Annotated in this window: 23 protein-coding genes and 3 pseudogenes; 8 read left to right on the forward strand and 18 right to left on the reverse strand. The window is 71.0% G+C overall.

Annotated features, from left to right (window positions below):
- The 4 genes and pseudogenes from ACZ6A9_RS30810 to ACZ6A9_RS30825 all read right to left on the reverse strand — a co-directional run.
- Positions 1 to 208 (reverse strand): annotated as a pseudogene (locus tag ACZ6A9_RS30810) (acetyl-CoA C-acyltransferase); the annotation flags it as partial.
- A gap of 39 nt (positions 209 to 247) precedes the next feature.
- Positions 248 to 1390, reverse strand: a complete 1143-nt coding sequence (locus ACZ6A9_RS30815; RefSeq protein WP_468992278.1) for an acyl-CoA dehydrogenase family protein — start codon at positions 1388 to 1390, stop codon at positions 248 to 250.
- Positions 1391 to 1433: 43 nt separating this feature from the next.
- Entirely contained in the window at positions 1434 to 2459 is a 1026-nt protein-coding gene (locus tag ACZ6A9_RS30820) for an LLM class F420-dependent oxidoreductase (RefSeq protein ID WP_468992282.1), read from the reverse strand.
- Positions 2459 to 3682: a CaiB/BaiF CoA transferase family protein gene (locus tag ACZ6A9_RS30825; RefSeq protein WP_468992285.1), complete on the reverse strand. Its 1224-nt coding sequence runs from the start codon at positions 3680 to 3682 to the stop codon at positions 2459 to 2461. Before ACZ6A9_RS30825 ends, ACZ6A9_RS30820 begins: the two co-directional genes overlap by 1 nt.
- 297 nt (positions 3683 to 3979) lie before the next feature.
- On the opposite strand from ACZ6A9_RS30825, the gene ACZ6A9_RS30830 reads away from it, so the two are divergent.
- Positions 3980 to 4690 carry a TetR/AcrR family transcriptional regulator gene (locus tag ACZ6A9_RS30830; RefSeq protein WP_468992288.1) on the forward strand — a complete coding sequence of 237 codons (711 nt, stop codon included), beginning with the start codon at positions 3980 to 3982 and terminating at the stop codon, positions 4688 to 4690.
- A gap of 478 nt (positions 4691 to 5168) precedes the next feature.
- Positions 5169 to 6423, forward strand: a pseudogene (locus ACZ6A9_RS30835) (amidohydrolase).
- Between the two features lie 62 nt (positions 6424 to 6485).
- Here ACZ6A9_RS30835 and ACZ6A9_RS30840 read toward each other — a convergent pair.
- The gene (locus tag ACZ6A9_RS30840) at positions 6486 to 6905 is read right to left on the reverse strand and encodes an SRPBCC family protein (RefSeq protein WP_228971072.1); all 420 of its coding nucleotides are present in this window, start codon (positions 6903 to 6905) and stop codon (positions 6486 to 6488) included.
- Between the two features lie 108 nt (positions 6906 to 7013).
- A complete protein-coding gene (locus tag ACZ6A9_RS30845; RefSeq protein WP_468992290.1) occupies positions 7014 to 7256 on the reverse strand; it encodes a DUF5133 domain-containing protein in 243 nt (80 codons plus the stop codon).
- 515 nt (positions 7257 to 7771) lie between these two features.
- Between ACZ6A9_RS30845 and ACZ6A9_RS30850 the strand changes: the two genes are divergently transcribed.
- Positions 7772 to 10768 carry a carbohydrate binding domain-containing protein gene (locus ACZ6A9_RS30850; RefSeq protein WP_468992292.1) on the forward strand — a complete coding sequence of 999 codons (2997 nt, stop codon included), beginning with the start codon at positions 7772 to 7774 and terminating at the stop codon, positions 10766 to 10768.
- Between the two features lie 172 nt (positions 10769 to 10940).
- Here ACZ6A9_RS30850 and ACZ6A9_RS30855 read toward each other — a convergent pair whose 3' ends face one another.
- The 9 genes from ACZ6A9_RS30855 to ACZ6A9_RS30895 form a co-directional block, all read right to left on the reverse strand.
- Positions 10941 to 11555: a hypothetical protein gene (locus tag ACZ6A9_RS30855; protein WP_468992296.1), complete on the reverse strand. Its 615-nt coding sequence runs from the start codon at positions 11553 to 11555 to the stop codon at positions 10941 to 10943.
- Between the two features lie 318 nt (positions 11556 to 11873).
- Positions 11874 to 12563: a hypothetical protein gene (locus ACZ6A9_RS30860; protein WP_468992298.1), complete on the reverse strand. Its 690-nt coding sequence runs from the start codon at positions 12561 to 12563 to the stop codon at positions 11874 to 11876.
- Positions 12560 to 14074 (reverse strand): hypothetical protein, encoded by a 1515-nt coding sequence (locus ACZ6A9_RS30865; protein WP_468992300.1) that lies wholly within the window; start codon positions 14072 to 14074, stop codon positions 12560 to 12562. The genes ACZ6A9_RS30860 and ACZ6A9_RS30865 overlap by 4 nt, the downstream gene beginning before the upstream one ends.
- Positions 14075 to 14099: 25 nt before the next feature.
- On the reverse strand, positions 14100 to 14486 hold the full coding sequence (locus tag ACZ6A9_RS30870) for a hypothetical protein (RefSeq protein WP_468992305.1): 387 nt from the start codon (positions 14484 to 14486) through the stop codon (positions 14100 to 14102).
- Positions 14487 to 15105: 619 nt separating this feature from the next.
- Positions 15106 to 15378, reverse strand: coding sequence for a hypothetical protein (locus ACZ6A9_RS30875; protein WP_468992307.1), 273 nt, complete (start codon positions 15376 to 15378; stop codon positions 15106 to 15108).
- 286 nt (positions 15379 to 15664) lie between these two features.
- Positions 15665 to 18046 carry a beta-xylosidase/alpha-l-arabinosidase gene (locus ACZ6A9_RS30880; RefSeq protein ID WP_468992310.1) on the reverse strand — a complete coding sequence of 794 codons (2382 nt, stop codon included), beginning with the start codon at positions 18044 to 18046 and terminating at the stop codon, positions 15665 to 15667.
- Positions 18043 to 18861 carry a carbohydrate ABC transporter permease gene (locus ACZ6A9_RS30885; RefSeq protein WP_228970790.1) on the reverse strand — a complete coding sequence of 273 codons (819 nt, stop codon included), beginning with the start codon at positions 18859 to 18861 and terminating at the stop codon, positions 18043 to 18045. Before ACZ6A9_RS30885 ends, ACZ6A9_RS30880 begins: the two co-directional genes overlap by 4 nt.
- Positions 18858 to 19814 (reverse strand): carbohydrate ABC transporter permease, encoded by a 957-nt coding sequence (locus ACZ6A9_RS30890; protein ID WP_468992315.1) that lies wholly within the window; start codon positions 19812 to 19814, stop codon positions 18858 to 18860. Before ACZ6A9_RS30890 ends, ACZ6A9_RS30885 begins: the two co-directional genes overlap by 4 nt.
- A 10-nt stretch (positions 19815 to 19824) precedes the next feature.
- Entirely contained in the window at positions 19825 to 21126 is a 1302-nt protein-coding gene (locus ACZ6A9_RS30895) for an ABC transporter substrate-binding protein (RefSeq protein WP_468992318.1), read from the reverse strand.
- A 138-nt stretch (positions 21127 to 21264) separates the two neighbouring features.
- Between ACZ6A9_RS30895 and ACZ6A9_RS30900 the strand changes: the two genes are divergently transcribed.
- Together ACZ6A9_RS30900 and ACZ6A9_RS30905 are read left to right on the forward strand one after the other, a co-directional pair.
- Positions 21265 to 22296, forward strand: a complete 1032-nt coding sequence (locus ACZ6A9_RS30900; RefSeq protein ID WP_468992321.1) for a LacI family DNA-binding transcriptional regulator — start codon at positions 21265 to 21267, stop codon at positions 22294 to 22296.
- Positions 22297 to 22319: 23 nt separating this feature from the next.
- A pseudogene (locus ACZ6A9_RS30905) lies at positions 22320 to 22558 on the forward strand (helix-turn-helix domain-containing protein); the annotation flags it as partial.
- Between the two features lie 51 nt (positions 22559 to 22609).
- Here ACZ6A9_RS30905 and ACZ6A9_RS30910 read toward each other — a convergent pair.
- Entirely contained in the window at positions 22610 to 22957 is a 348-nt protein-coding gene (locus ACZ6A9_RS30910) for a deoxyxylulose-5-phosphate synthase (RefSeq protein ID WP_468992324.1), read from the reverse strand.
- 187 nt (positions 22958 to 23144) lie between these two features.
- Between ACZ6A9_RS30910 and ACZ6A9_RS30915 the strand changes: the two genes are divergently transcribed.
- A complete protein-coding gene (locus tag ACZ6A9_RS30915; protein WP_468992326.1) occupies positions 23145 to 23882 on the forward strand; it encodes a nitroreductase family protein in 738 nt (245 codons plus the stop codon).
- 45 nt (positions 23883 to 23927) lie between these two features.
- On the opposite strand, the gene ACZ6A9_RS30920 is transcribed toward ACZ6A9_RS30915, so the two are convergent.
- Positions 23928 to 24263, reverse strand: a complete 336-nt coding sequence (locus ACZ6A9_RS30920; RefSeq protein ID WP_468992329.1) for a DUF6343 family protein — start codon at positions 24261 to 24263, stop codon at positions 23928 to 23930.
- 131 nt (positions 24264 to 24394) lie between these two features.
- Here ACZ6A9_RS30920 and ACZ6A9_RS30925 point away from each other — a divergent pair, with 131 nt between their 5' ends.
- Together ACZ6A9_RS30925 and ACZ6A9_RS30930 are read left to right on the forward strand one after the other, a co-directional pair.
- Positions 24395 to 24799, forward strand: coding sequence for a DUF2267 domain-containing protein (locus ACZ6A9_RS30925; RefSeq protein WP_468992331.1), 405 nt, complete (start codon positions 24395 to 24397; stop codon positions 24797 to 24799).
- Positions 24800 to 24811: 12 nt separating this feature from the next.
- Complete coding sequence (locus ACZ6A9_RS30930; RefSeq protein ID WP_468992334.1) at positions 24812 to 25453, forward strand: dienelactone hydrolase family protein; 642 nt, start codon at positions 24812 to 24814, stop codon at positions 25451 to 25453.
- A gap of 92 nt (positions 25454 to 25545) precedes the next feature.
- Here the strand turns inward: ACZ6A9_RS30930 and ACZ6A9_RS30935 are convergent, their stop codons facing one another.
- On the reverse strand, positions 25546 to 26550 hold the full coding sequence (locus ACZ6A9_RS30935; RefSeq protein ID WP_468992336.1) for a polysaccharide deacetylase family protein: 1005 nt from the start codon (positions 26548 to 26550) through the stop codon (positions 25546 to 25548).
- Positions 26551 to 26573 lie beyond the last annotated feature (23 nt).

Consider the following 26573-nt stretch of genomic DNA (forward strand, 5'->3'; position numbering starts at 1 on the left):
TGTCGGAGCCCTGGTCACCGACCGGCCCGACCACACCGAGGACGATGTCGTCCACGGCCGCCGGATCCAGACCCGGGAAACGGTCACGGATCTCGTGGATCAGCCCGACCACCAGGTCGATGGGCTTGGTCCCGTGCAGGGCGCCGCTCGCCTTGCCGCGCCCGCGCGGGGTGCGGATCGCGTCGTACACATACGCTTCGGTGCTCACGAGGAGGCCTTTCGCTGGGAGGGGGAAGCGCGGGGAGGGTCAGCCGAGGACGGAGCGGCCGATGATCTCCTTCATGATTTCCGTGGTGCCGCCGTAGATCGTCTGGATGCGGCCGTCGAGGAAGGCCCGGGCGACCCGGTACTCCGTCATGTAGCCGTAGCCGCCGTGCAGTTGCAGACAGCGGTCGACGACCCGCTTCTGCAGTTCGGTGGCCCACCACTTGGCCATCGAGGCGTGCGCGGGGTCCAGCCGTCCGGCGCTGTGCTCCGTGATGCAGCGGTCGACGAAGCTGCGCGTGACGGCGCACTCGGTGGCCATCTCGGCGATCTCGAACCGGATGTGCTGGAGCCGGGCGAGCGGGCGGCCGAAGGCCTCGCGCTCCTTCACGTACGTCACGGTGAGTTCGAGGACGTGCTCGGCGGCCGCGGCGGCGCCCACCGCGATGGCCAGCCGCTCCTGCGCGAGGTTGGCCATCAGCGCGGCGAACGCCTCGTTCTCCCCGCCGAGCAGGTTCTCCTTGGGCACCCGCACGTCGTCGAAGAACAACTCGGCGGTGTCCTGCGCCTTCTGGCCGATCTTGTCGAGGTTGCGGCCCCGCTCGAAACCGTCCATGCCCCGCTCGACTACGAGCAGGCTCTGCCCGGAGCTGCCGCCCTCGGGGGTGGTGCGGGCCACGACGACGACCAGGTCCGCCAGGATGCCGTTGGAGATGAACGTCTTGGCGCCGTTGAGGAGGTAGTGGTCGCCCCGGTCGGTGGCGGTGGTCCGGATGCCCTGGAGGTCGGAGCCCGCCCCTGGTTCGGTCATGGCGATGGCCGAGATGGTCTCCCCGGAGGTGAAGCCGGGCAGCCAGCGCCGCTTCTGCTCGTCGGTGGCCAGCCGGGTCAGGTAGGGGCCCACGATGTCGTTGTGCAGGCTGAGCGCCAGGCCGGACGCGCCGGCCCGGGCGAACTCCTCGATGAGCACGGCGCTGTGGCGGAAGTCGTCGGTGCCTCCGCCGCCGTACTCCGGGGCGACCGCGAGCCCCAGCAGCCCTTGACGGCCGGCCGCGCGCCACACGTCGCGGCTCACCACGCCGTCCCGTTCCCAGCGTTCGTGATGGGGCAGCACCTCCTTGTCCAGGAAGGTGCGCACGGTGTCGCGGAACGCCTCGTGGTCCGCGGTGTAGATGTCTCGCTGCATGTCGCCTCCGCGTCGGTGGATGTGCTGGGCAACGGACGGACGGTCAGAGCCAGTCGCGGACCCGTTCGACGAGCCGGGCCGGGTCAGGACCGACGGGGGTGACGTTGAGCATGGTCACGCCCGCCTCACGGAACACCTCGACGCGGTCCCGTACGTAGCCCTCCGGGCCCGCCAGGCAGAGGAGTTCGCAGAGTTCCGCCGGGACGGCGGCCTCGGCCTCCCGCTTGCGGCCGGCCAGGTAGTGCTCCTGGACGGCGGCGGCCTCGGACTCGTAGCCGTACTGGCAGACCAGGTCGTAGTAGAAGTTGCGGCCGGGGGCGCCCATGCCGCCCACGTACAGGGCGATCGTCGGCCGCATCAGGTCGCGGACCTCCTCCGCGCCGTCTCCGACGGCGAGCAGCCCGCCCGCAACGACGGACAGCGGGCCGAGCGACGCGTCACGGCGGGCGGTGCCCTCGGCGAGGGCGCCGCTCCAGACCGTGGCCGCGTGTTCGGGGGCGTACAGGAACGGCAGCCAGCCGTCGGCGAGTTCGGCGGTCATCCGTACGTTGGCGGGGCCGAGCGCCGCGACGTACACGGGGATGGTGTCGCGGACGGGACGGGTGAGGATTTTGAGCGGTTTGCCGAGCGTTCCGCCCTTCTCCGCGGGCAGCGGCATGTCGGTGATGCCGTGGTGTTCGATGACCTCGCGGCGCCAGATGCGCCGGGCGAGGCCGATGGTCTCGCGGGTGCGGCCGAGGGGTCTGTCGTAGCGCCGGCCGTGCCAGCCCTCCACGACCTGGGGGCCGGAGGCGCCGATGCCGAGGAGGGCGCGTCCGCCGGTGAGGGCGTCGAGTCCGGCGGCGGTCTGCGCGATCAGGGCCGGGGTGCGGGAGTAGACGTTGAGGATGGCGGAGCCGATGCGCAGCCGCTCGGTGCGGGCGGCGAGGTATCCCATGACGGTGGGTGAGTCGAAGCCGTACGCCTCGGCGACCCAGATCGCGTCGAGTCCCGCGGACTCCAGGGCGGCGGCCTCGTCGGCGGCCTTGCGCGGGTCGCCCGCGTACTGCAGGGGAGTGGACAGTTCCATCAGGGTGCGTCCTCGGGGTGGGTTCCGGTGGGCTGCCGGCCGTCGGCGGTGAGGGCGGGGATCCGCCAGTCCTCGGCCACCTGGTGCTGGTGGGCTCCGGGCAGGGCGGGCGGCAGGCGCAGGGTGCCGGGGGTCGCCGAGAAACGGGGGGCCACACCGGGCTGGACGATGCCGTGGTCCTCGGTGAAGGTGCGGCGGTGGCCGAGGTGGGGGTGGCGGGTGGCCTCGCGCAGGGAGAGGACGGGGGCGACGCAGGCGTCGGTGCCTTCGAAGACGGCGCTCCACTCATCGCGGTCCGCCGCCTTGAAGCGCGCGGCGAGCCGGGCGCGGAGCTCCGGCCAGCCGCGCGGGTCGCTGCGGTCGGGCAGGTCGTCGGCGTCGAGGCCGAGCAGCTGCACGAACTCGGCGTAGAACTGGGGTTCCAGTGCGCCGACCGCCATCCACCCGCCGTCCCGGGTCTCGTAGACGGCGTAGTACGGGCAACCACCGTCGAGGAGGTTGCGGCCGCGGCCGTCCTGCCAGGCACCGGCGGCGAGCATGCCCTGGATCATGGCGGTGAGGTGGGCCGTGCCGTCGACGATCGCCGCGTCCACCACCTGCCCCCGGCCCGTGGCGCGCGCGGTCAGCAGCGCGGCGAGCACGCCGGCGACGAGGTAGAGGGAACCGCCCGCGTAGTCGCCGAGCAGGTTGGCGGGGATCGCCGGCGGGCCGTCCGGGGCGCCGATCATGCCGAGGGCGCCCGCGGTGGCGATGTAGCCGATGTCGTGTCCGGCGCGGGGCGCGAGCGGCCCGTCCTGCCCCCAGCCGGTCATCCGCCCGTACACCAGCGCCGGGTTGGCCTCGAGGCACTCCGCGGGTCCGATGCCCAGCCGCTCGGTGACGCCCGGCCGGTAGCCCTCGATCAGGATGTCGGCGCGGGCGGCGAGGTCCCGCACGGCAGCGGGTCCGTCCGCCGACTTGAGGTCGACGAGGACGGACCGCTTGTTCCGGTTGGTGACGTCACGGGCGGGCTCGATGCCGAGGGCCGGCACCCCGGGACGGTCGACGCGTACGACGTCGGCCCCGAGGTCGCCGAGGAGCATCGCGGCGAAGGGGGCAGGGCCGATCCCGGCGAGCTCCACCACGCGCACCCCGGTCAACGGCCCCGCGCTCAGGGGCGGCGGGGTGTTCCGGTGGCCAGTCGCGGCGTCGTGGTGGCCGGCGGTGTCGCTGGTCGAGCTCATGGGTCCCTCTCTCACGGCAGGGGCGGACGGCCGTCCTCCGAACGGGGCTCTACTTAGCGCTCGCTCAGAAGGTAGAGGGGGGTGGGAGAGTGGTCAATGACCGCGGCACAACATCTCTCGCCGGGAGCATCGACGCTCTGGTCACGCCGTTTCGCATCGCCTGTCCGTCAGTGGTCGGCCGCAAGCCACACAGTCCGCCGGATGTCACTGATCGGACGCTAAGCAGGATTCCGGGGGTGCGTCGACGGTCGGGGGACGTACCATGGCGCTCGCCGCCATCGCATCGGAGGAGCACCGTTGAGCGCGCAGTCACGCCAGGAGACCACGGCCCCGCCCCACTGGAGCACCTACGGCCCGCTCGATCTGCACCCCATCCTCGTGCACGCCATGGAAGCCTTCAACGAGCACGGTTACCACGGCACTTCGGTGCGCGACATCGCCGGCCGGGTGGGCGTCACCGTCCCCGCCCTCTACTACCACTACGAGAACAAGCAGGCCCTGCTCGCCACCTTGCTGGAGACGTCCATGAAGGACGTCCTCGACCGCTGCCGTGCCGCAGCGGCCGAGGCCGGTGAGGAGCCCCTCCCCCGCTTCTGCGCGATGATCGAATCCATCGTGCTCTACATGGCCAACCGCAAGGGGCTGGCCTTCCTCGACACGGAGATCCGCAGCCTCGAGCCGGACAACCGTGCCCGGTACGTGGCCCTGCGGGACTACCTCGAGCACATGCTGCTCGACACGGTCGAGGCCGGCATCGAACGGGGCGTCTTCACCACCCCCATCCCGGCCGACGCGGTCCGCGGCGTGCTCATCATGTGCCAGGGAGTGGCCAACTGGTACCGGGCCGACGGTCCGCTCGGCCCGGCGGAGATCGCCGAGCGGCACGTGCTGCTCAGCCTCGGCACGGTGGGGCATCCGGCCGCGGTGGACGGCGTGACGGGGCTCTCGCCGGGCGGCCGCAGGGCAGCGGCGCCCAGGCCGCGGACCAGCCCGAAGGGACGCCGCTGAACGTGGTGACCCGAACCGCGCGACGGCCTGGTCCCCGGGGCGCCGACGCCGGCGGTCGGCGCAACGATCGGAAGAGGGAGACCACCGGAGAGGACACCCCCATGCACCGCACACCGCGCCGCCCGCTGAGACGTCCGCTGGTCGAGCACCGCGCCCGGGACTGACGCGCCTGCGGGCACCCCTTCAGGGCCGGCACGCCGGCGGACGCGCCGCGCCGGGAGACCCATGCCCCCGCCGAGGCAACGCCGGCGAGCCGGCGAGGGGACCCTGCCTCGAAGGGGCGGTGCGGTCGCGCCGGGAAAGCGGCAACCGCCCGCTTCCCGCTCCGCGCTCACCCGCCCGGCCGCGCGCCCGCCCTCGCGTCCGGGCCCGCTGCCGGGGTCGAGGCCGGGGGTAGGCTCGGACATGGTCGTGGACCCCGCCGGCGGTGCCGCCGTGACGGGCGGAGAAGGCAGCCCCACCCCGCCGAGGAGCCCCGATGACCCATTCCGCCCGGACCGTACTGGCCGGCCTCGCCGCCATCCGTCCCGAGCTGGAGCACCTGTACCGGGACCTGCACCAGCACCCCGAACTCGGTCTGCGCGAGCACCGTACGGCGATGAGAGCGGCGGACGCCCTGCGGGACTGCGGCTACGACGTCACGGAAGGCATCGGCGGCACTGGTGTGATCGGCGTCCTGCGCAACGGGGACGGCCCGGTCGTCATGGTCCGGGCCGACATGGACGCCCTCCCGGTACGCGAGGAGACCGGGCTCCCGTACGCCTCCACCGTGACGGTGACCGGTGAGGAGGGCGGCGAGCAGCCGGTGATGCACGCCTGCGGTCACGATGTGCATGTGACCAGCCTGATCGGCTGCGCCCGGCTGATGGCCGGGGAGCGGGACGCGTGGCGGGGGACCCTCGTCGCCCTCTTCCAGCCCTCGAAGGAAGAGGGGAACGGCGCCCGGGCCATGATCGACGACGGTCTCACCACGAAGTCGCCCCGGCCCGACGTCGTGCTCGCCCAGCACGTCCTGCCCTCTCCCGCCGGCCGTGTCGGCACCCGCTCGGGATCCTTCCTGTCGGGCGGACAGTCTGCGCGTCACCGTCCACGGTCGCGGAGCACACGGTTCCATGCCGCAGGCCGCCATCGACCCGGTGGTGGCGGCCGCCATGATCGTCGTACGCCTGCAGACGGTGGTCAGCCGGGAGTTGGCCGCCGCGACCCCCGCCGTCGTCACGGTGGGCAGCATCCACGCCGGCAGCGGCCCCAACGTCATCCCGGAGCGGGCCGTCATCGAACTCAACGTCCGTACCTACGACGACGCCACGCGCACGCACGTCCTGGACGCGATCGAGCGGATCGTCAGGGCCGAGTGCGAGGCGTCCCGCTCCCCCAGGCCTCCCGAGATCGAGCGGATCTCGTCCTTCCCGCCCACCGTCAACGACGAGGAGACCACCCGGCGGGTCGCGGACGCCTTCGACGCGTACTTCGGCGACGACGCGCACACCGCCGAACGGCAGACCGCCAGCGAGGACATGAGTGAGATCCCGCGGGCCTTCGACGCACCGTTCACGTACTGGGCGATCGGGGGCACCGACCCCGAACGCTACGCGCAGGCCGTCAGGAACGGCACCGTCTCCCAGGACATCCCGGTCAACCACAGCGCCGTCTTCGCCCCCGTCGTGCAGCCCACCCTGAACACCGGCGTCGCCGCCCTGACGGTGGCGGCCCTGGCCTGGCTGGGCCGCTGACCCGCGGCCGCCCGACGGCGCGGGGCGGGGCGGGGCGGGGCGGGGCGGTCACACACTCCGGCTCACACGGCGGACTCCGCGAGCTTCTGGAACTCGCCCAGGTCGTAGTTGGCGAGCGTCGAGTCCAGGTTCGTCAGGGCGCCCAGGTGCTCCACGAAGCCCTTGGGGTCGTACTCGATCTGCAGCGTCACCCTGCTCGAGGTGTCGCTGAGACGGTGGAACGTCACGACGCCCGCGTGCTGGACACCCTCCGTCGTCCGCCAGGCGATCCGGTTCTCGTGCACCACCTCGGTCAGTTCGGCGACGAAGTTCCTGTCCGCGCCCGGCAGGGACAGCTGCCATGCGAAGCGTCGGTCGTCGAGGCGTTGCACGATGCGTACATGACTGAGGAAGGACGGCCACTTGGTGACGTCACTCCACAGCGCCCACGTCACGGACACGGGGGCGTCGATGTCCACGGTTTCCACCAGGGAGGCTGACACGCCGTACCTCTCTCGCTCGGGTCGGTTGGGTCTCCGGCCACCCGCGGCCCGCCTGGGCGTACGGGTGGTGGCGGCGCGTCCGCGCTCCGCGGACGCGCCGCCGACGGCTCACGCGGCCAGGGTCTCGTCCTCAACGGAGGCGGCGGAGCGGCCGGCGTACTGGTCGAGCAGCGCGTCCGCCGTGCGCAGCGCCTGCTCGGCGGTGCGGGCCCCGGTCATCACGCACAGGGTGTACGTGGTGTCCTCGAGCAGCCTGCTCGTGTAGCCGGTGGGACGCACGTCGTGGTCCATGCGCGCCTGAGCGAATCGGGCCAGCACCGCGCGCAGTTCCTTCTCCGCCGGAAGGATCATCAATGACTTCCCTCTCCCGTCACAGGCCCTCCCTCCGGCACGTCTCGCACCGCGGGGAAGTGACCGTCTCCCTGACCTGACACCTGACACCTGACGACCGCGGCCCGCGGCCGGACCGCGTCAGGCAGAACATCTGGTGCCCCACATCCGCACCTCCACGCCACCCACCTCACGGCGACGACCGATCGTTGCAAACTATTTCTGCAAGTTGCCCCGATCATGGCGCACCCGCGGCTCACGGGGTCGCCGACAGGCCGCGGTGACGCCCTGGCTCGTCCCCACTGCCGCCCCAGCGAAGACCCGTCGGCCACTCCCTGATGAGGCGTCTCCACCCCCCTCACGAAGAGAAGTTGAAGCGGGACCTCTTTACGGCGTCGTCACGCCCCGGTAACTTCCGGCTTCCGTAAGAGTTTTCTGCAAGTTTCCGTTCGGACTTTCACGAGCCGGTTCCCGGGATGTCGACGCCCCCGCCCGGTCCTGCCCCCGGGTCCCGCCCGCCTCGCCTGGAGACACACATGAGACGCAGCCGCACGCGACCGCCCGGACGGCCGTTGGCCGCCGCCGTAGCCGTCGGTGCCGTTCTGGGGCTGGTTTCCGCCCCCTCGGCCAGCCCTTCCTCCCCCGCCACCGAGCCCGTCGCCGCCACCGCCGACAACACGGCGACCGTCTTCTACTCCACGAAGACGAAGAACTGGGACCGCTACCACCTGCACTACGCGCCCGACGGCGGCTCCTGGACCACGGTCCCCGGCGTGCCGATGGAGACCGCCTGCACCGACTGGGTGAAGAAGACCGTCGCCCTGGGGACCGCCGAGGGCCTGCGGGCCACCTTCACCAACGGCTCGGGCACCTGGGACAACAACGCCGGCAAGAACTACGCCCTCGGCACGGGGGCCATCACGGTCAAGGACGGCGTGATCGCCCACTCCGACCCCTGCGCCGGGGGTGAGGACCCCGATCCGGTGCCGGGCGACGGCAACCGGGCCACCGTCTACTACTCCACCCGGACCCTCGGCTGGTCCACCGCCAACCTCCACTACCAGCCCGCGGGCGGATCCTGGACCGCCGTGCCCGGAGTGGGCATGCAGGCCGCCTGCGCCGGCTGGTGGAAGAAGGACGTCGACCTGGGTACGGCCGCCTCGCTGCGGGCCGCGTTCAACAACGGCAACGGCGTGTGGGACAACAACGGCGGTGCCGACTACACCCTGCCCGCCGGCGTCACCACCGTCACCGACCGCACGGTCACCGAGGACGCCGAGGACCCGTGCGCGGGCGAGGCGCCCGACACGCAGGCACCGACCGTTCCCACCGGCGTGACCGCGGGGGCCGACGGGGTGTCCGTCGTCCTCACCTGGGAGCCGTCCACCGACGACACGGGCGTCACCCGTTACCAGGTCACCCGCACCGGTGGCAGCAGGGGCGATGCCGTGACCGACGTCGGCTCCACCGTCTTCTCCGACGCGAACCTCGAGGAGCGGACCACCTACACCTACTCCGTCAGGGCCGTGGACGCGGCCGGCAACGTCTCCCCCGCCTCGGCCGCCGTGCGGGCCACCACCGGCACCAGGCCGCCGACTCCCGCCGCCGGCAAGCCGCTCGGCACCGATCCCCGCAAGGACCCGATCTACTTCGTCCTCACCGCCCGCTTCAACGACGGCGACAGCTCCAACAACCGCGGCGGCAGCCAGCACGAGAAGTCCGGCAACGCGGCCTACAACGACCCCATGTTCCGGGGTGACTTCAAGGGACTGGTCGACAAGCTCGACTACATCAAGGGCCTCGGCTTCTCCGCCGTGTGGATCACCCCGGTGGTCCTCAACCGCTCGGACTACGACCACCACGGCTACCACGGCTGGGACTTCTACAAGGTCGACCCCCGCCTGGAGTCCGCCGGAGCCTCCTACCAGGACCTCATCAACGCGGCGCACGCCAAGGGCATGAAGATCTACCAGGACGTCGTCTACAACCACTCCTCCCGCTGGGGCGCCAAGGGCCTGTTCACCCCGACCGTCCACGGCGTGCGCGACTCCCAGTGGAGCTGGTACTACGACGAGAAGCAGCCCGGCTTCGAGTACGACGGCCTGACCGTCGACCCGAAGAGCGGCAAGTCGTATTACAACGGCGACCTCTGGTCCACCGCCGAACCCTCCGGAAACACCTGCGTCAACTGGGGCAGACCCACCGGCGGCAAGAGCCCCGAGGGCTACACCCTCTACAACTGCCAGTGGCCCAGCCCGACGTCCGGCATGTTCCCCAAGGCGCTCTACCACAACTGCTGGATAGGCAACTGGGAGGGCGAGGACTCCCGTTCCTGCTGGCTGCACGAGGACCTCGCCGACTTCAACACCGAGAACACCCAGGTGCAGAACTACCTGATCGGCGCCTACAACAAGTACATCGACATGGGTGTCGACGGCTTCCGCGTCGACACGGCCGTCCACATCCCCCGCACCACCTGGAACCGCCGCTTCCTTCCCGCGATCCAGGAACGCGTCACCCAGCAGCACGGCGCCGAGGCGGCGAAGAACTTCTTCGTCTTCGGCGAGGTCGCCGCCTTCGTCAACGACAAGTGGAACCGCGGCTCGGTCAACCACTCGGCCCAGTTCTACACCTGGAAGGAGCGCAAGGAGTACAGCGCCGACGACGAGAAGGCCGCCCTGGAGATGTACGACCACGAACAGCAGCAGGGCACGGGGAACCAGCCGACGTCCACCAACGCCTTCCTCGACGGCAACACGTACCACGCCCCCGACCACAGCCGCTTCTCCGGCATGAACGTCATCGACATGCGCATGCACATGAACTTCGGGGACGCGAGCAACGCCTTCCACAACGGCAAGGACTCCGACGACAGTTACCACGACGCCACCTACAACGTCGTCTACGTCGACAGCCACGACTACGGCCCCAACAAAAGCAGCGAACGCTACACGGGCGGCACCGACGCCTGGGCCGAGAACATGTCGCTGATGTGGACGTTCCGCGGCATCCCCACCCTCTACTACGGCTCGGAGATCGAGTTCCAGAAGGGCAAGAAGATCGACTGCGGCCCGAGTTGCCCCCTGGCCACGACGGGCCGGGCCTACTACGGCGATCATGTCGCCGGCACGGTGACGTCGTCCGACTTCGCCGAGGTCGACTCCGCCACCGGCGCCGTGGCCACGACGCTGCAGCAGCCCCTGGTCAAGCACGTACAGCGCCTGAACCAGATCCGCCGGGCCGTCCCGGCCCTCCAGATGGGCCAGTACTCCACCATCGGCATCTCCGGCGACATGGCCTTCAAGCGCCGCTACACCGCGGGCGGCACCGACAGCTTCGCCCTCGTCACCGTCTCGGGCGGCGCGACCTTCACCGGGGTGCCCAACGGCACCTACCGCGACGCCGTCACCGGCGACGCCCGCACGGTGTCCGACGGCACCCTCTCCGTCGCCGCACCGGGCAAGGGCAACCTGAGGGTGTACGTCCTGAACGGCACCGGGAAGATCGGGACGGACGGCCCCTACCTGAAGTGAAGCGGCGGCATTCTCCGACCTGTGGGGGCCGACGTCATCCGCCGTCGCCCCCGCAGGTGCCGTCCCGCTTCACAGCCCCGGGCAGTGTCTCGACCACCCAACAAAGAACAGTGGGGATTCCAGATCGGGTGACGTCAAGGGCGGGCGAGAGGTCGGGCGGTGCCTGCGTTCACTATGACGACTTCCTCTTCTTGGGCTTCTTCTTCCCGAGGCCCGGCAGCGGACGGGCGTCCCTCAGCGTGCCACCCTTCCTCTTCGCCCTCTCCTGCGGATCCACCAACGTCCGGCGCTTCCGCTTGCTCTTCTTCACCTCGCTGTTCAGCCAGTCGCGTGCCGTCCTCATTTCCCGCAACAGCTTGATGTGTTCGGATCTCGGCAGGGTGACTATCGAGTCCTCCGCCTGCTCGAGAAGACCCACTACGAGCCTTCTGTTCTGTCTCTCCCGTGCACCGCGCAGAGCCTCATGAAGTGGTGTGACCTCCAGTACCGAGGCGCGGGCCTCGACATGGACGATGGTCCGCCGCGCCGGCGGCTCGGCTCTCTGCGCGGCGATCCGTCCGTCGGCGGTGAGCGCCAGACGCGCCGGAGGAGTGCGGGACGGCATTCCGTACACGGCGAACGCCCGGTCTGCCTCCCGCTGGCACCAGCGCTTCAACACCTGAGCCGTGGCCGGTGTTCCGCCGGCGACAGCGGCGACGACTTCCCTGATGAAGGGCGGTGGCTCGCCCTCTCCGGTTCTCAGAAGGGCCGACAGCAGCGGTGCGCCCTCTCCGCCGGCCTGTTCCACTGCGATCAGCAGGCCGACCCGGTCCTGCGGAGAGACCCCCAGTTAACCGCGCTCCCCACACAGCGGACTTGGGGATTGACGGTAATTGTGAACGGCCTTCACGCTGGACGGGTCAAGCGCACCGTGCCGTGGTGGGGAACAGGGTGCGGAAGTGCTCTGTGACGACGATCGGTTCGCCGGGTGCGGTGAAGGTTTCCTGGTTCACCTCACCGAGGGTGACCGAGCCGCCCTACCGTGGGGAGTATCGCGGACGGTACGCAGGGTGACTGTCCCGGTGCCGACGGTGTGGTGTACGGGCATGACGTGGCCGGTTCGCCCTCATCCCGTGGACGTCGACGAGGGTGGTGTGGGGAGAGGGCTGATGCCGGGCTCGAAGTGGTCACGGAGGTAGATGCGGGTGCGCTTCGGCGTGTACTCGTGTGCGTACAGGCTGACACAGCGCTCGTCGGACGAGCTGTACACACCGGAGACGTCGGGCTCCCCGGTGGCCTCAGCGGAGCCGGGGCAGACGTAGCCGTAGCGCATGCCGTCCTCGAACGTCTCGGGTTCCGGGAGTCCGAGGTGCGCGAAGTCGTGGGAAGTGACGTCGGCCTGTGCGGAGGTCGGTTCGAGCCACATGCCCTCCGGCGGGTGCTCCTCCAGATACGCCTCCGCCTCCGACCTGGTCAGGGTGAAGGTGAGGAGACCCGTGTCGAAGCGGGAGGTGACCTCGTACGCGGCTTGCGGGGACCGGGCCGTGACCGGGATGTCGAGACCCATCCGCTCGCTCATCCACTCCGGTGTGATCCCTTCGGCCCACCGCGCGTCCGCCGCCTCCTTCTCCAGGCGGTCACCGGATCCGGTGTCGTCCGGTCCGCCGAGGAGCCACCCCGCCGCGACCACGGCGCCCGAGAGGACCAGCACACCCGCGGCCACGCCGGCGACGAGCCACGGGCGGTGACCACCGCCGCCGCCTTCCGTACCGCTTATGCCTTCCTCGGATGCCGGGTAGGGGTTCACGTCGTTCATCGGCCGTCCGCCCTTCCCACCGGCGTGCCGGTCGCACGGCCCTGTTGTTGTTCCCGGCCGGGGTTCAAGCGTCCGTCCCTGCTGTCGTCAGGACCCGGTAGCGGGTCGCCGTTGGGTTTCGAGGAGCCGAGGTCGTAGTGGTGAACGCTACTGCTGCCCGCCATGTCGAACTCCTGGGCGAAGCCGACCCGGTGCAGCTTGGCCATCTGCCCGTCGGGAATCTCCAGCGGGCCGACGTTGACGCCCTTGCCCTCGTCCCAGTTGTACCGGTCCCAGACGTTCGCCTGGTAGTCGACCCCGATCCTGAGGTTGCCGTTCGCGTCCGGGACGGCGGTCACCACACCGGTGACGTTGGTGTTGGCGCCGCCCACCGCGTAGAACCAGTTGGAGTTGTCCTCCTGCGCGAAGTAGAAGCTCTCGGGGTGCTTCACCTCGACCGGGAAGGCGACCGGTTTCCCGCCGTTCGCCCTGAACTCCTCGAGGGCCTGCCTGCGCCAGTCGTTCTGGTTCAGCCGAACCGTCTCGTCGACGTACGCCTTGAAGGTGGGGACGTCCGCCATCATCTTGTCCACGGGCAGGTTCATGGGGCTGCCGCTGTTCCCCAGATAGTGGGCCATGTGGCGGGACGCGTCCGTCATGCCCTTCCAGTCGGCGCCCTCCGTCAGCAGATCCATCTTCTGCTTGGTGGCCCACTCGTCGAAGCCCGGCGACTCGGAGCCGTGCTTCCCCGAGCCGGCGTCCGCCGCGATCTGCGGCATGGTGGGGCTCAGGATGCCTGCCGCCATCAGGTCGCCCTTCTGTGCCTGCCAGAGCCGTGCCCGTGCCTCGGGGCTCAGGGACTCCCACAGGCGCCGCAGTTCGGCCCGCTGCTCCGGGTTCACGTCCCCGCCGAGCCCGGCCAGTTCCTTCGCGCGCGGCAGCTGCTCCTCGTCCAGGGACGTGTACGTGGCGTGGCCCGCGTCGTGCGGGTCGCTGCCGTGGCCCTTGCGCAGTGCGCGTACGGCCGCCGCGTCGACCTCGGCGGCGTGCTGGACGATCCCCGTGAGGGTGTCCGCGTACCACTGCATGCGGTCCTTGGCGCGCTGGTCGGGGCCCTCGGGGGTGCACATGGCCTCCGTGACGCGGACCGTCCCCTCCGGGCCGTCGAGGACGAGGAGCCCCGAGTCCGGCGGAGTGCGGTCCGGGTCACCGCTGCGCGCCTCGTCGGTGAGGCTCCGTGCCCGTTGCTGGTAACGGGTCAGCTCGGCGTGCGCGTCGGTGAGGACGTTGGCGATGCTCTCGGCCTCCGCCTGCAGGTCCGTGAACTCCTTGGCCGTCTTGCGCACGAACTCCTTGGTGACGCCGGCGTTGACGCCCTTCCAGCGGGCTCCGTCCGACTTCTTCGTCAGACCGTCTCGCACATCGGTCACGAGGTCGGCCAGTTCGCCGGCCATCGCCGTCCAGTCGGACGCGGCCGTGCCCAACTTGGCGAGGTCCAGGGCCATGAGGTCCGAGTACGAGAAGCCACCCATAGCACTTCCTACTTGAAGTAGTCGTTCAGCGCCGAGACGGGCAGTGCCCCGTACGGCCGCGGATGTCGGCGACTATCTTGGCGTCATCCTCCGCATGCCGCTTCTTGCTGTAGTCGAGGTGGTTGGAGATGTGCGCGCAGGCCTGCAGGACGTGCTTCACCTGCGAGGTCCAGACCTCGACGGTCAACTCCAGTTCCGGACCGAGCCCGAGATCATGACTTGTGAGCTCGGCGGCCGCCCGCATGGTGGACCCGGACCCGTCCTTGTCCACGCCCGCCCCGGCGATATCCGCTCGCTTCTTCAGCTCGCCGTGGAGGACGAACGCCTCGTGGCCGACGGCCCCGAGATCGTCCTGGTACACCACGAGATCCAGGTCGCCGGCACCCCCCGGGCCGGTTTGGTTCAGCTGCATTCGGGAGGCCTGGCCCTCCGACGCCACGGCCTTGGCCCTCTCCCACTCTTCCCAGACCACTTCGCCCCGTTCTCCGCCTATTGCGGCGGGCTCCACTCCAGCCGCCAGCCGCCGCTCGCACAAACTTATCAATTCCCTTCACCTGCTCGACGATTGGCTTTCGCTCGCTTCTGGTCGGCCCCGTTGCGCCGCGAGCCGGCACCCGGCGGCATCACGTGCGGTGTACACGCCGTGCCGCCGCGTGGAGAACAGGGTGCGGAAGCGACCCATGAGGGCGGTGGGTTCACCAGGTGCGGTGACGGTTCCCTGATTCGCCCCATCAGGGGTAACGGAGTCGTCCTACTGTGAGGACCACCGAGACGGTACGGAGGGTGACTGTCCCGGTACGGACGGTGTGGTGTACGGGTGTACGGACGTCAGCCACTGTGCGGCCCAGGGCCGGTCCGACAGGGAGGTGGATTCCAGTTCCGTCCGGGACGCCGCCCGGACGCGGGACCGTTCGACCGCCTGCCGTGGCGCGGAGCGCCCTACGGCCCGTCAGGGGCGTGCCGTACCCAGCGACTCCAAGGTCGCGGCCAAGCCCTCGGCGGCCACACTGGCGCGCAGCCGGGTGTCCAGGTCAACCGGTGGTCCGGCGGACACCGCGGTCCCGCCCGGCTTCGGGGATCGCCGTCCGGGCCGTACCGGTGGTGGCGAAGCGCTGGCGGTAGGCGGTGGGGGTGATGCCGAGGTGGCGGACGAAGACACGGCGCAGGGTCTCGTCGCTGCCGAAGCCGCTGTGCCCGTCGAGGAGGAGTTGCTGAGCGCGGTCGAGACGGACCGGACATGCCGGCCGAATACCTCGCGTGGGCCCGGGACACGGTGAGCCGGGCGCGGAGCGTGCTAGCCGCACTGATCCCGCCCGGCACCGCGCTCGTACAGCCCGCAGCCCCGACGGCGGCTCCCCCGCCGGGCCCGGCCGTCACCGGCATGGCGCTGCGTTCCGCGACCGTGCGGCTGATCTGCGCCGCGAGCGTGGCGGGCCTGCCGGTCCTGACCCTGCCCGGAGCGCGGGGCCCGGGCGGGCCGTCGCGGCGCGGCGACAGCCGGCGCGGCGGACCAGGCCCGGCGGTGGACGCGACGCACGGCCGGCCCGGACCGCGCGTGCGGTGCGGGCCGGCCGTGCTCAAGGGTCCGGCTCACCCCTCCAGGGCCGGCTCCTGGCTGAACGCCGCGTGGAGGCGGCGGGTGTGGTCCACCTGGCGTGCCGGGCCGGTCAGGGTGACCGTCGCGGTGAGGCGCGCGTCGGTGCAGGAGGCGGCCAGGCGGAGTTCCAGGTCCCCGGGTTCGACGATCCGGTGGCCGTCGCGGCCGGTGAAGGACGCGATGTCGGCCGGGACCGTGACGCGGACCCGGCGGGCCTCGCCGGGCTCCAGCTCCACCCGGGTGTAGCCGACGAGCCGTTGCACGGGCTGGACGACGGAGGCGACCGGGTCGTGGAGGTAGAGCTGGACGACTTCGGTGCCGGCGCGGTCCCCGGTGTTGCGGACGGTGAGGGCGAGGGTGAACTCACCGTCGGTGGAAGCCTCTTCGGCGTCGACGGCGAGGCCGCCCCAGGCGAACGTCGTGTACGTCAGACCGTGGCCGAAGCCGAACGCCGGGGTGGGGTCGATGTTGGACACCTCGCTGGCCTGGCCGAGCCGGGCACCGAGGTAGGTGGTCGGCTGGGAGCCCGGTCCGCGGGGCACGCTGACCGGGAGCCGGCCGGAGGGGTTGGTGCGGCCGCTGAGCACGCCGGCGATCGCCCGGGTGCCGGCGACTCCGGGGAAGAAGGACTGCACGATCGCCGCCGACTCGGCGGTGGCCCGGCCGAGCGCGTACGGGCGGCCTGCGAGGAGGACGGTGACCACCGGTGTGCCGGAGTCCAGCAGCGCGTCGAGCAGTTGCTGCTGGGCGCCGGGCAGGGCGAGGGACTCCGCGTCGCAGCCCTCACCGCTGGTGCCGCGGCCGAAGAGGCCGGCGCGGTCGCCGAGGACGGCGACGACGACGTCCGCTTCCCCGGCGGCGTCCACCGCGGCGCCGATGCCGGAGAGGTCTCCGTCGTCGACGCCCGTGCCGCGGGCGACCGTGATGTCCGCGTCGGGGAACTCGGCGGCCAGGGTGTCCCGCAGGGTGGGCAGGTCGATGCCGACCGGGACGTCCGGGTGCTGCACGCCCACGTGCTGCGGGAAGGAGTAGCAGCCCAGTACGGCGGTGCCCTCGGTGGCGTTGGGGCCGACCAGGGCGATGCGGCGGGGCCGGGCGAGGGGCAGGGTGCCGTCGTTGGAGAGCAGGACGACGGCCTTCTCGGCGATCTCCAGGGCCAGTTCGCGGTTCTCGGGCCGGTCCAGGTCGATCGTGCCGCGCAGGGCGTCGGGGTCGTCCAGGTCGAAGCCGTCGAGGGCGGGCGGTACGGGGCTCCAGTCCGGGTCGAGCAGGCCCAGCATCGCCTTCTGGGCGAGGACGCGGCGCAGGGCGCGGTCGATCAGCGCCTCAGGGATCCGGCCGTCGGTGACGGCCTCGGCGAGCGGTGCGCCGAAGGTCTTGACGGTGGGCAGTTCGATGTCGACGCCCGCCTTCAGGGCGGCGCCCGCGGCCTCGGCCCAGTCGCCCGCGATGCCGTGCAGGATCTTGAGGAAGGCGATGCCGAAGTAGTCGGCGACGACGGTGCCGTCGAAGCCCCAGGTGTCGCGGAGGAGCCCCGTGAGCAGGCTCTCGTCGGCGGCGGCGGGGACGCCGTCGGTGTCCGTGTAGGAGTGCATGACCGAGCGGGCGCCGCCCTCGCGGATCGCCATCTCGAAGGGCGGCAGCAGGACGTCGGCGCGTTCGCGGGGGCCCATGGGCGAGGGGGCGAGGTTGCGTCCGGCGCGGGAGGCCGAGTAGCCGACGAAGTGCTTGAGGGTGGCGACGATCCCGGCGGACTCCAGGCCCTGGACGTAGGCGGTGCCGATGGTGCCGACGAGGTACGGGTCCTCGCCGATGGTCTCCTCCACGCGTCCCCAGCGGGCGTCGCGGACCACGTCGAGGACGGGTGCGAGCCCTTGGTGGACTCCGACGCAGCGCATGTCGCGGCCGATGGCGGCGGCCATGCGGCGCACCACGTCCGGATCGAAGGTGGCACCCCAGGACAGCGGGACGGGGTAGGCGGTGGCGCCCCAGGCGGCGAAGCCGGCCAGGCACTCCTCGTGCGCGACGGCGGGGATGCCGAAGCGGTTGGCGGCGGTGATGCGGTTCTGGGTGCGCAGCAGGGACAGCGCACCGAGCGCCGGGTCGACGGGTGCGGTGCCGAAGGGGCGGGTCAACTGGCCCAGACCGTGGGGCAGGAGGGCGTCGAGGTCGACGGCCTCCTCCATGTCGTGCTGGTGCGGGGCGACTTCGCCGCCGTTGGCGGACGCGCCGACCCACACGCCGTACAGCTGGGCGATCTTCTCGTCCAGGGTCATCGCGCCGATGAGCGCGTCGACGCGGGCGGCGACGGGGCGGTCGGGGTCGTTCCAGAGGGGGGCTTCGGGGGTGGTCTCTACGGCCACGTTGGCGGTCACTTTCCTCCGACACCCATCAGACCCTGGACCAGGGCACGACGGGCGAACAGGTAGACGAGCAGGATGGGCACCATGGACAGGACCACGGCTCCCAGCAGACCGGGGATGTCGATGCCGTGTTCGGTCTGGAAGTTGTACAGGCCCAGGGTGACGACCTTGCTGGAGTCGGACTGGGTCAGGACGAGGGGGAACAGGAAGCCGTTCCATGCCTGGAGCGCGGAGAAGACCACGATGGTGGACAGTCCGCCCCGGGACAGTGGCAGGACGAGCTGGAAGAACATGCGCCGCGGGCTGGCGCCGTCCATGGCCATGGCCTCGTACAGCTCCGGGGAGATGTCGCGCATCGCGCCGCTGAGGATCAGCGCCGACATGGGCAGGCAGAACGCGGCCGTGGGCAGGATGACGCCCAGCAGGTTGTCGTACAGCCCGGCCTCGCTGATCAGGTAGAACATCGGGACGATGACGGCCTGGGCGGGGATGGCGAGGCCGAGCAGGAACAGCCGGAAGATCGCCGACGTGGTCCGGCCCCGGCTTCGGACGATGGCGTAGGCGAGCGGCGGGACCAGCAGCAGCACGATGCCGATCACGCAGGCGGTGACGACGAGCGTGTTGAGGAAGTACTGGCCGAAGCCGGAGTCGAAGGCGCCGGTGTAGTTGTCCAGGGTGAAACTGTCCGGGATGGAGACCGGGCCGTTCTCGGCGTAGTCCTGGCGGGTGCGCAGGGTGGCGGCGAGCAGCACGTACAGCGGCAGGCCGACGACGAAGAGCCAGAGGAGCGAGCCCGCGCCGGCCACGTAGTTCGGTCGGCGCCTCATGACACACCCTCCATGGAGCTGCGCATCTTGTCGTACCCGGAGACCCGGACGACGATCAGCGAGATGATCGTGGCCGCGACGACCAGGACCAGGGCGATGGCGGAGCCGGTGCCGTAGTCGAAGCTCTTGAAGGCCTTGTCGTACATGTAGTAGGCGCTGATGGTGGTGTCGGTGCCGGGGCCGCCCTGGGTCAGGATGAGGACCGTCTCGAACGTGGTCAGGCCACCGACGATCATCAGGATCATCGAGGTGATCATCGCGTTGCGCAGCTGCGGCAGGGTGATGTGGAAGAACTGCCGGTAGCGGCCGGCGCCGTCGATCTCCGCCGCCTGGTACAGCACGTTCGGGATCGCGCGGGCGGCGCCCTGGTAGATCAGGGTGTGGAACGGGGTGAACTGCCAGGTGCTGACGAACGCCAGCACGCCGATGGCGGTGGCCTGTTCACCGAACAGGTTGCCGTCGCCGAACAGCCAGGTGGCGTCGGCCGGGATGCCGAAGTTCGGGTCGAGCAGCGCCCGCCACAGCACGGAGACGGCCGTCGCGGACAGCAGCAGCGGGATGAAGTAGATGACGGACAGCACGGCCCGGTTGCGCTGGTGGCCGGCGGCCCAGACACCCAGCACGATGCTCAGCGGCGTCTGGATGACCACGCCGAGCACGGTCAGCAACAGGGTCAGCCAGATGCTCTTGACCATCACCGGGTCGTCCATCAGGCGCGACCAGTTGTCCATGCCGACGAACTGGGGCGAGCTGAGCCCGTCCCAGGTCATGAAGGACAGCACCGCGACCATGATGAGCGGGGTGATGGCGAAGAGGGCGAAGAACACCGCGGCGGGCAGGGCCCAGGCGAAGCCGGGGCGGCCCACCTGTGTTGCGGAGGGGGCGGGCGGCCGCCGCCGCGACCCCTTGCGGGGTCCGGCGGCGGGCGGCGCGCTCGTGGTCTTTGTGGTCATGAGCCGTTCGTCACTCGGTGGGGAGGGCCTGCATGGCCTTGGTGAAGCCGTCCGTGTCGAGCTGTCCGTTGAAGAACTGCTGGATGGCCTTGTGCAAGTCCGAGCTGGCCTTCTGCGGGTACGCCTGGTCCCAGGAGAGCTGGAACGACGGGGAGTCGGCGACCAGGTCGTACTGGAAGCGGGCGTACTCGGGGTTGGCGGCGGTCTCGATGAACTTGTCGGTGTTGGTGGTGGTCGGCAGGTTGCCGATCTCCAGCTGCGCCTTGACGAAGTCGTCGGAGTACATGAGCTTCAGGAACTCGGCGACGGCCTCGGGGTGCTTGGTCTTCTTCATCACCGAGTAGTAGTTGTTGGTGTTGCCGGCGACGTTGGCCGGGTCGCCCTTGCCGCCCTCGACCGCCGGGAAGGTGGTGTAGCCGAGGCCCTTCTCGGCGAAGTCCTTGTGGTCCGTCAGCTGCTGGGAGTAGTACCAGGAGCCCATCAGCTCGAAGCCGGCCTTGCCCGAGGCCAGCAGCTGGACCGAGCCGCCGTTGGTGTACTTGACGGAGTCGTAGTTCTTGCCGAAGGCGCCGGCGTCGACGAGCTCCCTGATCATGTTCAGGGCCTTCTTGGCGTCCGGGCTCTCCCAGGCGCTCTTGTCGCCCTTGAGGGCCTTCGCCAGCAGCTCGGGTCCGGCGATGCGGTCGAAGAGGTACTGGAACCACATCTGCGTGGGCCAGATGTCGCCGCCGCCGAGCGCGATCGGCGTGACGCCCTTGTCCTTGAGCTTGTCGACCGCGTCGAGCAGTTCGTCCCAGGTCTTCGGCGGCTCGACGCCCGCGTCGGCGAGGACCTTCTTGTTGTGGAAGAGCAGGACCGGCTGGGTGCCGCGCATCGGGACGCCGTACGGCTTGCCGTCGACGACGGCGTTGTTGAAGACGGACGGCAGGAACTTGTTCTCCAGGTCCGGGTTCTTCGCGATGAAGTCGTCCAGCGGCATCAGCAGGTCGGCCTTGACGAAGGGCTTGATGCTGCCGCCGCCCCAGTTGAAGAAGACGTCCGGCGCCTGCGGGGTGCTGATGATCGTCTGCAGCTTCTTCTGGTAGTCCGCACCGGGGATGGTGTCGAGGACGACCTTGACGTCGGACGTCTTGTTGAAGGTGTCGACGAGCCGCTTCTCGACCTTGTTGGTGGCGTCCCCGTAGACCAGGACATGGATCTTGCCGTCGTCCGCCGACGCCCCGCCGTCGCCACCGCAGGCCGAGAGGGTCAGGGCCAGGGCGAGCGTCGCACCGCAGGCGACCAGTCTGGGCAAGCGCGCACGTGTCTTCATCGTTCGCCTTTCGAAAGTTTCGGCGTCATCGCCGAAAGTCCATGCCGTGGGACAGTAGGTCAGACGGGACTTTCGGTCAACGGTCGGGTAGGCACTCACCCAAACCGTTATCCGAGCGCTGTGCCGTATCCTGCGCCTATGCACGATGACCACGAGGCGAGCGGCAGAGTCACCCTGGCCAGGGTGGCGAAAGAGGCCGGCGTTTCGATGCCGACAGTTTCGAAGGTCCTCAACGGCCGATCGGATGTCTCACGCGCGACCCGGGCCAAGGTGGAACGGCTGCTCGACTCCCACGGCTACCGCCGTCGCGCCCAGCCGTCGTCGCGCTCGCCGCTCATCGAGATCGTCTTCCACGAGCTGGAAAGCGTCTGGGCCATGGAGCTGATCCGGGGTGTGGAGAACGTCGCCAAGGACAACCGCGCCACGGTGGTCCTCACCGAGAGCGGCACCCGGCACACCCCCGCGCCGGAGTGGCTCCCGGGCGTGCTCCAACGCCGGCCGCTGGGTGTCGTACTGGTCTTCTCCACTCTCCCCGGGGACATCAAGGCGCAGCTCAGGGCGGCGGCCATCCCCTTCGTCGTGATCGACCCGGCGGGCGACCCCGACCCCGACGTCCCCTCGGTGGGTTCCGCCAACTGGGCCGGCGGTCTCGCCGCCACCCGCCACCTCACCGACCTCGGCCACGAGCGGGTCGCCATCATCACCGGGCCCGAGGACATGCTCTGCTCCCTGGCCCGCCTGGACGGCTACCGCTCCGCCATGGCGATGGCCGGCCTGGAGACGGACCCGCGCCTGATGCGCTTCGGCGACTTCCACGTCCAGAGCGGCTTCGAGCACGCCATGGACCTCCTCGACGGCCCCGACCGCCCGACCGCGGTCTTCGCCGGCAGCGACCTCCAGGCCCTCGGCGTCCTGGAGGCGGCCCGCGTCAGGGGCCTGCGCGTCCCGCAGGAGCTGTCGGTGGTGGGCTACGACGACGTCCCCCTGGCCCAGTGGTCGAGCCCGCCCCTCACCACGGTCCACCAACCCCTGCGCCGCATGGCCGAGGAGGCCTCCCGCATGCTCCTCCGCCCGGACACCCCGGACACCCCCGGCAGGGCGGCGCAGCGCATCGAGCTGGCCACGCATCTGGTGGTACGGCAGAGCACGGCGAGGTTCGAGGGGGCGTGAGGCCGGGGCACGGCCACCCCGCGGCCCTTGCGCACCCGGTGCGGCTGCGGCTGCTGCGCCCCTGGCCCGCGGCCCGCACACCACCGGCGATCCGGCCCACACCGGGAAACCGTCACTACCGGAGGTCTCCCGCCACCTCGCCGTCCTGCGCCGCGCGGGCCCGCTCACGGCCCGACGGCACGGCCGTCACCTCCGGCACACCCCCGACCTGCCCGGCCTGACGGCGCCGGGCGCCGACCTGCCGGCGGCCGTACTGCGCTGAGCGGCTCCGGCCCGGCAGTCGCCGGCGGTGCACACCGTGCCGGGTCACCCGTCACGGCACCTCGGGGCGTACGAGGGCCCGGGCGAGGGGCTCGCCGGTGCGGCGGGCGTGCGCCATCCGCTCGCGCACCTCCCTCAGCGTGCGCGGACGGTACCCGGGCCCGCCGCAGCAGCTCTTGTGGAAGCGGACACCCGCGTGCAGCAGGACGGACAGCACCCTCCATGCCCGGGTGTCCCGGCGCGGCGGCGCGGCGAAGGCCGACCCCACGTGCACCAGCGGCTCCGCACAGCGCGGACAGGTCCGCCGCCCGTCCCCGCCGTGCGGCTCGTGCGACGGGTACGGCTGCTTGTACGCGGCCCGGCAGGGCAGGCAGACGTAGGAGGTCTTCGAGGCAGGCATGCCGCCAGGGTAGGCAGCCGCCCCGGCCCGCTTCGACGGGTTTTCACCGTCGGGCCGCCCGGGAAGGGGCTTCCGGCCCTCGACGGGGGAGGAAGCCCGGGGCCGGCTGGGCTGACGCGACGTCAGCGGACCTTGTTCTTGCGGCAGATGACTGCTGCTGACGCGTGACATCCCTACACTCGCGATCATGCATACTCCAGACACCCTGTCCGAGCCCGCCGTCGGCGGCGCCGCCGAACCGGCCCTCTTCAGCACCATGTCCACCATGCGGGCCATGCGGCGCCTGCTGCCCGATCCGGTGTCCGACGAACTGCTGGACCGGCTGATACAGGCCGCCGTGTGGGGTCCCAGCGGCGGCAACATGCAGCGCTACGAGTACGTCGTCGTCACCGACCGGGCGGTCATGGCGGAGCTCGCGCCGCTGTGGAAGCGCTGCGTGGACGCCTACCTGGCCACGACCGGCAAGTACGCGCCCGCCGGCATGGACGAGGCCGCGTACGCACGCATGGTCGCCGCCATCGAGTACCAGCGGGACCACTTCGCCGAGACGCCGGCGCTGATCATCCCCTGCTACCGGTTCCCGGAGCCGAGGATCGAGGAGGAGGGTCTGCGCGTCTACGCCGAAGCGCTCGGGCCCGACGCGACGGCACGCATGGGGCGGATCCAGGACCGCTTCTCCGCCCTCGCGGAGGGTTCCTGCGTCTACCCGGGCGTGCAGAACCTGCTGCTCGCCGCGCGGGGCCTGGGCCTGGCCGCCAACATCACCATCTGGCACCTGTTCCTGGAGAGCGAGTGGAAGGCGGCCCTCGGCATTCCCGAGGACATGAACACCTTCGCGGCCATCCCGGTGGGGTGGCCACGCGGAAAGTTCGGACCGGTGAGCCGCCGTCCGGTCGAAGAGGTCGTGCACCGCGACCGCTGGTAGGCCGCGGCCGCCGGGCGGGTACGGGAGCGTCCGCCCGGCGGTGGGTCAGGGGCCGGTGCCGCGTTCGCGGCGCAGGCGGCGCCGGACCACGACAAGGTCCACGAGGGCCGTCAGGGCGAGGAATCCGCAGACCGCCGCAATGAAGATCAGCGGGCCCCGGCCGGGGCTGTCGCCCGGACCGGCGTCGGCGGCCCAGACGCCGAAGAGGACGCAGCCCGCGAGGAGGACCGGCAGGGACACGCCGGCGAGCAGCAGGCGCAGGCGCAGCGGGCTGCGGGCGGTGATCGGTTCGGTGCCGGTCCTGGGGAAGCGGCGGCCGATCGCTCCGGAGCGGGCGCGGGAGACGGGCTTCCCGGTCCGGCCGGTGTCTTCGTCGCGCATACGGCACACCTCCTCGGTCTCGTGCGGAGGGAGGTCGGGTAGCCGTTCGTGACCGGGGGCAAACCGGTATCCGGGAGCCCGTACCGGGTACTCGGGCGCGACCACCGCACCATGAGGAAGGACGCCACCTCATGCAGCACGATGAGATCATCGGAAAAGTACAGGCCCTTACTCGGCTGCCGGACCGGGGATCGGCCGAGATGGCCACCCGTGCCGTGCTGACCACGCTGGCGGAGCGGCTGCCGTCCGGGCTCACGGGTCACGTCGCCGCCCAGCTGCCGCCGACCCTGGCGGCCCCGATGCGGCAGGCCAGGCAGGACGTCGCGCAGGACGAGCGTTTCGGTCTGACGACGTTCGCCGGCCGGATCGCCGGCCGTGCGGAGACGGACGAGGACGCCGCGCTCCGGGAGGCCGCCGCCGTACTGGAGGTGCTGGACGCCGCCCTCGCTCCGGAGCTGACCGAGAAGGTGGTCGCGGCACTGCCCAAGGACATCGGCGGTCTGCTGCCGACGGGGCGGGCCGAGGAATCCGAGTGAGGAGGGCCGGGCATGCTGTCGGCGACCGTGACGATCCCCTCGGGCGGGGCGGCCCTGGCCGGTGACCTCGGGATTCCCGCCGGGGTGCGCGGGGCGGTGCTGTTCGCGCACGGCAGTGGCAGCTCGCGGCACAGCCCCCGCAACCGGGCCGTCGCCGCCGCGCTGCGGTCGGCGGGCTTCGGCACACTGCTCCTCGACCTGCTGACGGAGGAGGAGGAACGCGAGGACGCCGGGACGGGAGAGCACCGGTTCGACATCGGGTTGCTGTCCCGGCGGCTGGCGCACGCGATCGACTGGCTGGAGCGGCGTCCGGACACCGCGGATCTCCCGGTGGGACTGTTCGGGGCCAGCACGGGTGCGGCAGCCGCACTGGTGGCGGCGGCGGAGCGGCCCGGGCGGGTGTCGGCCGTCGTGTCGCGGGGCGGGCGTCCGGATCTGGCGGGTGACGCACTGGCACTGGTCGCCTCTCCGGTGCTGCTCGTCGTCGGGGGCGACGACGAAACGGTCCTCGGTCTCAACCGCCGGGCCGCGGAGCGGCTGCCCGGTGAACACCGGGTGCACGTGGTGCCCGGCGCGACCCACCTCTTCCCCGAACCGGGGGCGCTGGAGGAGGTCGCCCGGCTGGCCGCCGAATGGTTCGGCGAGCATCTGTGACCGGGCGCGCGGCGAGCCGCAGCGGGGTGCGTGCTGCGGCTCGCCCTCGGCTCAGCGGTTCCACCGGTTCAGCGGCTTCGCGGTTCCGCGGTTCAGCTCGTGCGGCAGGTGACCGTCGGCCAGGTCCAGTTGCCGTTGGTCTGAATCGTCACCCCCCAGTTGTTGCCGCTGCCGTTGGACCGGGCGACGAGTGTCTGGCTGTCGGGGTAGGACGTGCTGACGTTCCACGTCGCCGAGACCTTCGCCGGTGACGGCACGTTCATGGTCACGGTCCAGTCGTTCGCGCCGGAGACCGAGACGTTGAGGTTGTAGCGGTCGCCCCAGCGACTGCCGGCCGACAGGGTCGCGGTGCACGCCGTGTCACCGCCGCCACCGCCGTCCCCTCCCCCGCCGGAGCCGTCCGGGGCCACCGCACGGCCGGTCTGCGGGGAGATCATGCCGGCGCACAGGCCCCGGGAGGCGAGGTTCTGCGCGATCCGCGGGATGGCGGCGATGGTGTTGGCCGGCCAGTCGTGCATCAGGATCACCTGACCGTTGGTGAGCCGGGAGGCGGCCTGCACGATGGCGTCGGTGCTCGCGTTGTTCCAGTCCTGCGAGTCGACGTCCCAGATGACCTCGGTCAGACCGTACTTGGCCTGCACCGAGCGCAGCGTCGAGTTGGTCTCGCCGTACGGCGGCCGGAACAGCTTCGGCGTGCCGCCACCGGCGTTCGCGATCGCCTGCTGGGTGCGGGCGATCTCCGAGTCCATCTGGGACTGGCTCAGTTGGGTCATGTGGGGGTGGGTGTAACTGTGGTTGGCGACCCACATGCCCGCGTCGACCTGGGCCTTGACCAGGGCGGGGTTGGCGGCGGCGTACTGGCCCTGGTTGAACATCGTGGCCCGCAGCCCGTTCTGCCTGAGCGCGTTGAGCAGGTTCGACGTGGAACCGGCCTGCGGGCCGTCGTCGAAGGTGAGTCCGACGTAGCCGTTGCAGGCGGCCGCGTGCGACTCGGGTGCGTTGACGGTCGACGTCACGGCTGCCGCCACGGTCAGTGCGGCGACGGCCAGTCCGGGGACCAGGTACCGGGTGACCGACTGTCCTTGTCCGGTGCTCATGTGCGGGGTCCTCCTCGAAACGA

The organism is Streptomyces sp. NPDC041124 (assembly GCF_055592385.1).